This window comes from Calothrix rhizosoleniae SC01, from assembly GCF_900185595.1.
Taxonomy (GTDB): domain Bacteria; phylum Cyanobacteriota; class Cyanobacteriia; order Cyanobacteriales; family Nostocaceae; genus Calothrix_A; species Calothrix_A rhizosoleniae.
On record NZ_FYBH01000009.1, the window covers coordinates 1 to 10024 of the forward strand.

2 protein-coding genes and 1 pseudogene are annotated in these 10024 nt (G+C 37.5%); 1 reads left to right on the forward strand and 2 read right to left on the reverse strand.

All coding sequences use genetic code 11. The features are described from left to right. A pseudogene (locus tag CALSC_RS26185) lies at positions 1 to 1283 on the forward strand (S-layer family protein); the annotation flags it as partial. 171 nt (positions 1284 to 1454) lie between these two features. Here CALSC_RS26185 and CALSC_RS00380 read toward each other — a convergent pair. Next, positions 1455 to 6350: a type I polyketide synthase gene (locus CALSC_RS00380; RefSeq protein WP_088239464.1), complete on the reverse strand. Its 4896-nt coding sequence runs from the start codon at positions 6348 to 6350 to the stop codon at positions 1455 to 1457. Between the two features lie 10 nt (positions 6351 to 6360). Beyond that, a partial coding sequence (locus CALSC_RS00385) for a type I polyketide synthase (RefSeq protein ID WP_088239465.1) occupies positions 6361 to 10024 on the reverse strand: 3664 nt, incomplete at its 5' end.

The window sequence follows — 10024 nt, forward strand, 5'->3', positions numbered from 1 at the left end:
TACCTGGTGGTTTGTTTACAACAACAGATTTAATTGGGGATGCGGGTAAAAGTTTGAATATCAAAACTAATACTTTACTAGTAAAAGATGGAGCACGAGTGAGTGCTAGTACTTTTGGTGCTGGTGACGGTGGAAATATAAACATTGAAGCAGAAGATATTCAACTTATTGGTGAAAACAAAGATGGTTTACCTGGTGGTTTGTTTACAACAGCATTTTCAATAGGAAATGCAGGTGAAAGTTTGAATATCAAAACTAATACTTTATTAGTAAAAGATGGTGCTGAGGTAAATGCTAGTACCGTTGCTGCTGGTGACGGTGGAAATATAAACATTGAAGCAGAAGATATTCAACTTATTGGCGAAAGAAAAGATGATTCACCTGGTGGTTTGTTTACTACTGCTGAAGACACAGGGGATGGAGGAGATTTGATTGTTAACAGTAATATTTTAAAGGTTGAAAATGGGGCACGGATAAGTGCTGAAGGTTCGAGTACCGGAAGGGCAGGAAACTTACTCATAAATGCTGATTCTATTCGCTTAAATAATAATGCTCAACTTAACGCAAGTACGCAAAGTAATAAATTTGATCCCGAAAGAGAACAAGCGACAATTAATATCACCTCGAAAGATTTGATAATGCGCCATGGTAGCAACATTTTTACTAACGCAGAAGACGATAATGTCAAAGGTGGTAACATTAATATTAATACTGATATCCTTGCTGCTTTGGAAAACAGTGATATCAGCGCTAATTCTTTAAACTTTCTTGGTGGTAAAGTCGTAATTGAAGCTCAAGGCATCTTTGGTACCCAATTTCGACCAGAAGAAACAGATAAAAGCGATATTACTGCTACTGGTGCTGATGAGATAGAAGAGAACGCTGGTACTGTAGAAATTATTACCCCAAATATTGACCTTAATAGTGGCTTAATTACCTTAGCAACAATCCCAGTAGAAACCAAAGTTGCTCAAGCTTGTGCTGCTGGTAGCTCCATAGCCCAAAGTAGATTTGAGATCATCGGACGTGGTGGTTTACCGACTCTACCTACCGATGCTTTGAGTGCGGATGCTGTGCAGGTTGATTTGGTGAGTATTAAACCAGAAATCAATCAATCTACTGCAACAAATGTGTCCATCAAAAAGAAAACATCTACACCAAAGAAACTTGTAGAAGCAACTGGTTGGATAAGAAATAAAAAGGGAGAGATATTTTTGTTTGCGGATTCATCTAATGGTAAGCAAGTTAATAATTGGTACAACAAGAATAGTTGTTTGAAATGAAAATGGTTCAGTTAAAGCGTCTGGTTAAAAGATAAGGATAAACGCAAGAATCAATAAGGCATATCTTATTGCGAAAACTTAAACTATCCCTTGTTTTAAGCCCCTCGATTTATCGATGAGGTAACTGATAACTGAAATGGCTGGTCAATTCCCATAACTAGCAATTTGAGTCTAGTAATGAATCGAAGTCAAAATTTCATCAATTGAACTTTCAAGTTCTTCCTCAGATGCTTGTTCTATCTCATTTAATAGATTAGCTTCCAAAACCTTTTCTTCTTGCTCGGTATCATCTTCGGTACTAAACTTCAATATTTGAGAACTTATATGCTTAGTTAGTTGCTCAATGTTAGGAAAGTCAAAGCTCAGGGTTGGGGGTAATGTCACTCCTAGTAATTTTGTTATGCGATTATTTAAATCAACTGCCATTAAGGAGTCCATACCCAAATCGAAAAATCCTGACTCGAAACCGGGTAGTTGGGTTTCGTTCAACCCCATTACTTTCGCTACTTCAGTTTGAATTCTAGTCTTGAGAAAATCGTAGCGATCACGCTCATCTACTGATTCCAATTTTACTAAAAATTCGTTTTGTTCGGAATTTGATGTTGGGGTTTCGAGTGCTTCAATCTCAATTTCAGAAAGAAGTGATTTTTGCCCTCCGATTTCGTAAAGTTGTTTAAATAAACTCCAATTGATATTAGCTACCGTTGTTTGGGAATTACCACTGTTCCATAACTGTTGTAGTGCTGCAATTCCTTGCTGGGGAGATATGGATTCTACACCTCTTTTCCTGAGTTCTTTTAAATCATTTTCCTTGGCAATACCACCACCAGACCAAGGTCCCCAATTTACGCTAAAACTGGTTAATCCTTTTGCTTGGCGGTAATGGACTAATGCGTCTAAGAAATGGTTTGCTGCTGCGTAATGAGCTTGACCTGCTGAACCCCATACCGCAGCTATAGATGAGAAGGTAATAAAAAAGTCTAGCTGTTTATCTTGGGTTAATTGATGAAGGTTCCATCCACCAATCACTTTAGCAGCCATGACTTGTTTTAAGTGAGTTAATTCCATTTGCTGGATTGGTTGAAATATTTCTATACCAGCAGCATGAATAATTCCTTTGAGTGGTACTTTGGAATTATTTAATTTTTCAAAAATTTGGGAAATTTCTGCTGTGTTACAAACATCGGCTTGAACTACGGTTATTTCAGTTCCTTGTTGTTGTAAATTATTGATGGTGGTTAATTTCTCTTCTGAGGGTTTGCTACGACTGAGCAATACTAAATGTTTGGCACCTTTCTCAACCATTAATTTAGCTGTATGTAATCCTAAAGCTCCCAATCCTCCTGTAATCAGGTAAGTAGCGTTTGAATCAAGGGATAATGGTTGTGAATTTTTTGGCGATTGTTTGACCAAACGAGCCGTATATGTCAGTTTTCCTCGCAAAGCGATATGGTCTTCTGGTTGATTATTATCTGCTAAAAGTTGGATTAGGGTTTGAGTTTCCGATTCTGGGGAAAGTGAATCTAAATCAATTAATCCTCCCCATAGTTGCGGATGTTCTAGGGATATTACTCTACCCATACCCCATAAAGTTGATGCAGCTAGCGATACTTCCTCCTTGGATGATTTTACTGATTGAGTACCCCGAGTCACTAACCACAATTTAGCTCTATTATCCGTTACTTTATTATCTGTTGTTGTTGTTAATACTTGGACTAAGTGTAATACAGAACCACATCCCCAAGTTTGGGTTTGTTCTAAGAAAGTAATAGTTAAATCGTTGCTAGTAGGAGCATCTAAACTCCACAGATGAATTACTTTTTGTAGCGGTAATTTACGATTTTTCTCGATACTTTGAATCAGTTTTTCAAAGTCTTTGGGTTGTGTAGGATTGAGTTGATAAGTACTTGCTGATAATTTTTGATATTGCTCACCTCGATATATTAAAGTATATTCACATCCTTGTGGTCGTAAAAATTCAGCTAATTTTTCGCTGACTCCCGTATTATCTGCAAAAATTAACCAATGACCTGATTGAATACTTGTTTGAGTTTGAATAATATCCGAAGCTTCCCATTTTATTTGGTAGAAGCAATCTTTGATATTTGTTACGTTTAGTTCTTGTTGATGCTGTTCTACTAATAATTCGAGTAATTCTGGCAATAAATTAATTTGTTCTGGGGAAAATTTACTAACTGTTTCTAACTGTTGAAGTAATTTTTGAGTATTACCATTATTAAGCAATTCAACAATATTTGTGGTTTTATTTTCATCTGAGCTAGCAGTGGCTTTTCGAGAATATTCTAGTGATTTTTCAATCCAATAACTTTGTCTTTGAAATGGATAGGTTGGTAATACTACCTTACTACGGGAATAATCGCTATCAAATCCCGACCAATCAATTTTTACTCCTTTGACATAGAATTCTGCCAAAGTTTGTAATATTTGTTGGTAATCTTCTTGATTTTGTCTGAGAGAAGGTAGCCAAATTCCATTATTAGGTAAACACTGTTTTCCCATCCCTAATAAAATTGGTTTTGGTCCAATTTCTAGGAACATTTCATAACCAACCTTACCCAAAGTTTCCATACTACGAGCAAATTTTACTGGTTGTCTGACATGATTTACCCAGTAAGAAGCCGTGGTAATATTATCGTTTGCTTCGCTTCCAGTTACATTTGATATTAATTGAATCTGGGGTTGGTTGTAGGTTATTTGATTCGCTATCAGCGTAAATCCCTCAAGCATTGGTTCCATCAAATGTGAGTGAAATGCATGAGAAACTTGTAGCTGTTTGTTTTTTCTACTAAGTGAATCTAATTTTTCTTTAATTGTAGTAATGGCTTCTGCTTCACCAGAAATAACAATACTTTGGGGACCATTAATGGCTGCGATTGCGACTTTTTCCGAGTATGGTGCAATCAATTGATTTACTTCCTCTTCGGATGCCATTATAGATAACATCTCGCCGACCGGAGGTAATTGTTGCATTAACCTTCCTCGGTGGGAAATTAACTTTAAGCCATCTTCTAAACTAAATACTCCTGCAACGGTAGCTGCTACATATTCACCTACACTATGACCCATAACAGCATCTGGTTTTATTCCCCAGGATTCCCATAATTTATAGAGAGCGTATTCTATGGAAAATAAAGCTGGTTGAGTATAAGCAGTTTCATTGATTGGTGAAGTAGCTTCTGATTCTGGAAAAATAACATCTAAAATAGATTTTTGTAGATAAGTTTTTAAAATACTCTCGCATTCTTCTAAAGCTTGACGAAATACAGATTTTGTTTCATAAAGTTGTCTTCCCATGTTTATATATTGGGAGCCTTGACCTGTAAATAAAAATGCAATTTTCGGTTGTTTTTTACTGTTAACTTGACCCTTACTAATTCCTGGAGTATCTTCAGTTTTAAAAGCTTTTAATTGTTGACATAATTGCTCTTTTGATTCCGCTACTAAACCAAGACGGTAATCAAAATCGCTGCGTCCTGTATTGGCACTAAAACAAATATCAGCTATTGTTGCTGTGGAATTATTACTTAAAAATTCTTCATATTTTTGCGCCAATTCTTGCAGACCTTGTTCGCATTTTGCAGATAAAGTCAAAATGTGATGAGAGCGATCGCACAAATCTTCATTTTTGAATTTTGAATTTTGACTTTTGACTTCCTGTGGTGCTGATTCTAAAATCACATGAGCATTAGTACCACTAATCCCAAAGGAACTTACCCCAGCCAGTTGGCTTTTTGAACCAGATGACCACTGAGTTGGTTGGGTTGGTACAACTACTGGAAGTTCTTCCCAGTTGATATGAGGATTGGGCTGTGTGAAATGTAGATGGGTAGCAATTTCTTGATGTTGTAGTTGCAAGACTATTTTCATCAAACCAGCAATACCAGCTGCTGCTTCTAGATGACCAATATTGGTTTTCACCGAACCAACCATCAAGGGGTTTTCTGGAGAATGAGATTGTTGAAAAACTTTAGCTAAAGCTCTAATTTCTATTGGATCTCCCAAAGAAGTACCCGTACCATGTGCTTCGATATAACTTACTGAGGATGGATCTACCTTAGCTGTTTCTAGAGCCTGCTGAATTAGTTTTTCCTGTGCTAGTTTATTCGGAACCGTTAAACCGCTACTTGGTCCATCATGATTAACGGCGGAGCCTCGAATTGTTGCTAAAATATTATCGCTATCACGTACTGCATCTGAAAGACGTTTGAGGACTACCACCCCACATCCTTCACCTCTTCCATAACCGTCAGCAGAAGCATCAAAAGTTTTACAACGACCATCTGGTGATAAAGCTTTCATTTGACATAAAGCTGTAGTTACCACAGGTGATAATATCAGTTGTACTCCACCAGTTAGGGCTAGATTACACTCACCCGAACGCAGACTTTGACAAGCCAAATGTACTGCTACTAAGGAAGAAGAACAAGCTGTATCTATAGCTAAACAAGGACCTTGTAAACCTAAAAAATAAGACAACCTACCAGAAGCAAAGCAAAACCCGTTTCCCGATGCATCATAAGGATTAATGCCCTCGATATTAGCAGAGTTTAGTTTAAACTGTGCATAATCATTTTGACCAATCCCCAAGAAAACACCTGTTTGACTATCTTTCAATTCATTGGGTATTTGTCCAGCTCGCTCTAAAGCTTCCCAACTTACTTCCAACATTAAACGTTGTTGGGGGTCAAGACTAACGGCTTCTTTAGGGGAAATACCAAAAAATTTAGGTGAAAATTGATCTACTTGGGATAATAATCCAGCTTCACGGATGTACATTTTCCCATTTGTATCGGGATTGGAATTATAGTGAGCATCAATGTCCCATCGTTCGGAAGGAATTGGTTTAATTGCATCTTTACCTTCACGTAAAAGTTGCCAAAATGTCTCCGGGTTATTTGCTCCTCCAGGAAATCGACAGCCCATACCTATAATGGCAATTGGCTCGTTCTTGGAATACTCTATTTTCTCTAATCTAGTTCTTGCTTCTTTGAGTGCTAAAAGTACCTGTTTTGATGAAGAGATTTGTTCTGGTTTCTGGGATTTCATAATTAATTGATTAATTATTTCCTAATACTGTTTGTAATTCTTCAAGCTCCTTAGCAATTAGGGATTCAACATCATCTTCTGCAATTTGTTGTAATTTTTCTAATTCTGAGGAAAGTTCTACTTCAATTTTGGGTGAATCAATTTTTACCTCAGTTGATTTCCATCCCATTACTTCCTCAGCTAAATAGTCAGATAATTTTTGAATGGTGGGATACTCAATTGCTAATGTTGTGGGAATAGAAGTCTCTAGGTTATTTTGGAGTTGGTTTTTTAGTTCCATCACCATCAACGAATCCATACCAAGCTCAGCAAAGCCCACATCTAAATCCAGTGACTCAGATGAATCAAGCCTTAGTACCTTCTTGACTTCTGCTTGAATATAATCAATCAAAATATTTTGGCGATCGCGATCGCACTTGGAAGCAGATTCCAATTTATCCAAAAATCGCTGTTGATTTTGATTTTTTGTTGGTTTACTTGGGGTTACCAATTCATTAAGCAACGGTATTTGATTGCCAAAATTGAATTGCTGCTGGAACACCGACCATTCCAATGGTAAAACTCCGACCTGTGATAAAGATTGTTCTAATAGCTGTTCTAGAATTAATAATCCCTGTTCTGAAGCTAGAGGAGTAATTCCCATAGCTTGCATTCTGCTAAGATGTTGATTATCCAAGCGACTTGCCATACCTGCTTCATCCCAGGGTCCCCAATTAATGCTCAAACCAGGTAAACCCTTGGCACGACGATGGTAAACTAAACTATCCATAAAAGCATTTGCCGCAGCATAGTTTCCTTGACCTGGTGAACCCAACAATGAAGCCATAGAAGAGAAACAAACAAAGAAGTCCAAGGAATAACTCTGAGTTAAGGTGTGTAAGTTCCAAGCTCCTTCTACCTTGGGAGCCATAACCTTCTTCAAGCTCTCCGAGGACATCTGTTGTAATAAGCCATCATCTAAAACACCTGCAGCATGAATAATACCTTTGAGGGGTGGTAAGGATGACTGAATTACTTCTAGCATCTGAGCTACATCTTCTGACTGAGAAACATAGGCTTTGTACAGAAGCACTTGAGTCCCTTGGTGCTCTAATTTTTTAATTACCTCTTGTGCTTTTAAAGATGGCTCTCTACGTCCAGTCAACACCAAATTTTTTGCTCCCTTCGATACCAGCCACTCAGCGACATGTAGCCCTAAAGCTCCGAGCCCCCCTGTAATTAAATATGTACTGTGGTTATCGAACTCAACTACTTGTGATGTTGTTAAAATTTGCTTTTGCAAACGAGGTACATAGGTTTTACTTTCTCGAAATGCAACATGATTTTCTTGAGTATGCTGAATCTGCTTCACCAGCATTTCCACTTCATTTGTGGGTGCTGATGGGTCTAAATCGACCATTCCACCCCAAAATTGAGGATTTTCTAGAGCTAAAACTTTTCCTAATCCCCATATGGGAGCTTGAGCTACTGTCACAGAGTCAGTGTCAGGTTTTACTGTTTGCGAACCACGAGTAATTAACCACAATTGAGGTAAAGTGGATAAATCTTGCTTGAGTAGAGTTTGCAATAAATGTAAGACGCTAGCACAACCTAGTTCCTGACTTTGCTGTAAAGCTGAGATTTGCAAATTTTGTGGGGAAACAGTATCTAAACTCCACAAGTGGATTATTTGCTTTAATGGTAACTGGCTGGTTTTAAGAATCTCTTCCAGCAACAGCTTAAAATCTTCTGGTTGACAAGGATTAATACAGTAAATTCCAGTTTGCAGAATCTTGTAAGTATCTCCAGGATAAACCAAGGTACATTGATGACCTTGCTGTTGCAAATTCTCAGCTAAAATCTTGCCGATATCTGTAGAGTCTGCAAAAATTAGCCAATGACTTGGTGGCTGGTTTTCGGTGTTTAAGAAACCAGTTTTTGGGGAAGATAATGCTTTCCACTCTACTTGATAGAGCCAATTTTTGATATTTTCTGCATTAAGTTGGGAGTGATGCTCTTTGACCAATAAATTTAGTGCTTCTGGTAAGATGTTAGCTTGTTCAGGAGACAACTTACCCAATTGTTCTAATTTTTTCGTCAACTGTTGAATATCAGCATCTTTAATTAATTCAACAATGCTGCTAATTTTACTTTCGACTTGATTTTCCGAGTCTGGAGTCTCAATCCAATAACGTCGCCTTTGAAATGGATAATTAGGCAATATCACTTTACTACGGGAATAATCTTTATCAAAGTCCAACCAGTTAACTGCAACTCCCCTTAGATATAGCAGAGCCAAACTTTCTAACATTTGCTGCCAGTCTTCCTGACCTGCTCTTAAAGAAGGTATCCAAACTCCATCGTCTTCTGGTAAGCATTGTCTTCCCATACCCAATAAAATTGGTTTAGCTCCAATTTCGATGAAAACTTCACATTCTTCTTGCTTTAAGGCTTCCATACTATCAGCAAAATTTACCGGTTGGCGGATATGATTTACCCAATAACTTGCCGTGTTAATACTATCATCTGCCTTTTCTCCCGTTACATTTGATATCAAGGTTATCCGGGGTTGATTGTAATTAACTTGGCTTGCTATGAGTTTAAATTCCTCTAGCATTGGTTCCATCAAATGTGAGTGGAAAGCGTGGGATACTTGCAGTTGCTTATTTTTTATACAAAGTAAATCCAATTTTTCCTTAATTGCATCGATGGCTTCTGCTTCGCCGGAAATTACAATGCTTTGGGGACCGTTAACGGCTGCAATTGCAACTTTTTCAGAATATGATGCAATTAATTTATTTACTTCGTCCTCGGATGCCATTATAGATAGCATCTTACCGACCGGAGGCAACTGTTGCATTAATCGTCCTCGATGGGAAATCAATTTCAAACCATCTTCTAAACTAAATATTCCTGCAACGGTAGCTGCTACATATTCACCTACACTATGACCCATAACTGCATCTGGTTTAATTCCCCAGGATTGCCATAATTGGGCTAGGGCGTATTCTATAGCAAATAAAGCTGGTTGAGTATAAGCAGTTTCATTTATTGGTGAAGTAGCTGCTGATTCTGGATAAAGAACATTTAAAATGGATACTTGCAGATAAGCTTGTAAAATGCGATCGCATTCTTCTAAAGTTTGACGAAATACAGGTTGTGTTTCGTAAAGTTGTCTTCCCATATTCACATACTGAGAACCTTGCCCGGTAAACAGAAAAGCAATTAATGGTGGTTCCCCAGTAGCAGAACATTTTCCTGAAAATATCTCGTTAGCAACTTCTTCTTGCTTCCCATAAATTGCTAATTTATCCGCTAAATCTTGCTTATCAGAAGCAATAATAGCTAAACGATGATTAAAGTGCGATCGCCCTATATTTGCACTAAAGCAAATATCATCTATCGTTGCAGTGGAATTACTACTTAAAAATTCTTCATAATTTCGAGCTAACTCTTGCAGGGCTTGTTCGCATTTTGCAGATAAAGTAAAAATATGACGAGGACGCTCCCAGACATTTTCACTTTTAGCTTTTAACTTTTTACTTTTGACTTGAATTGGTGCTTCTGACAAAATCACATGAGCATTAGTACCACCAAAGCCAAAAGAACTAACACCAGCTAATCTTGGTTTATTATTAACAGACCATTTTTGCAGTGTAGTAGGAATTTTTATAGGAGTATTTTTAATTTTAATG

Bases quoted from the DNA above. Each gene is read 5' to 3' on its own strand.
- CALSC_RS00380 (WP_088239464.1), bottom strand. From the start codon at position 6,350: ATGAAATCCCAGAAACCAGAACAAATCTCTTCATCAAAACAGGTACTT.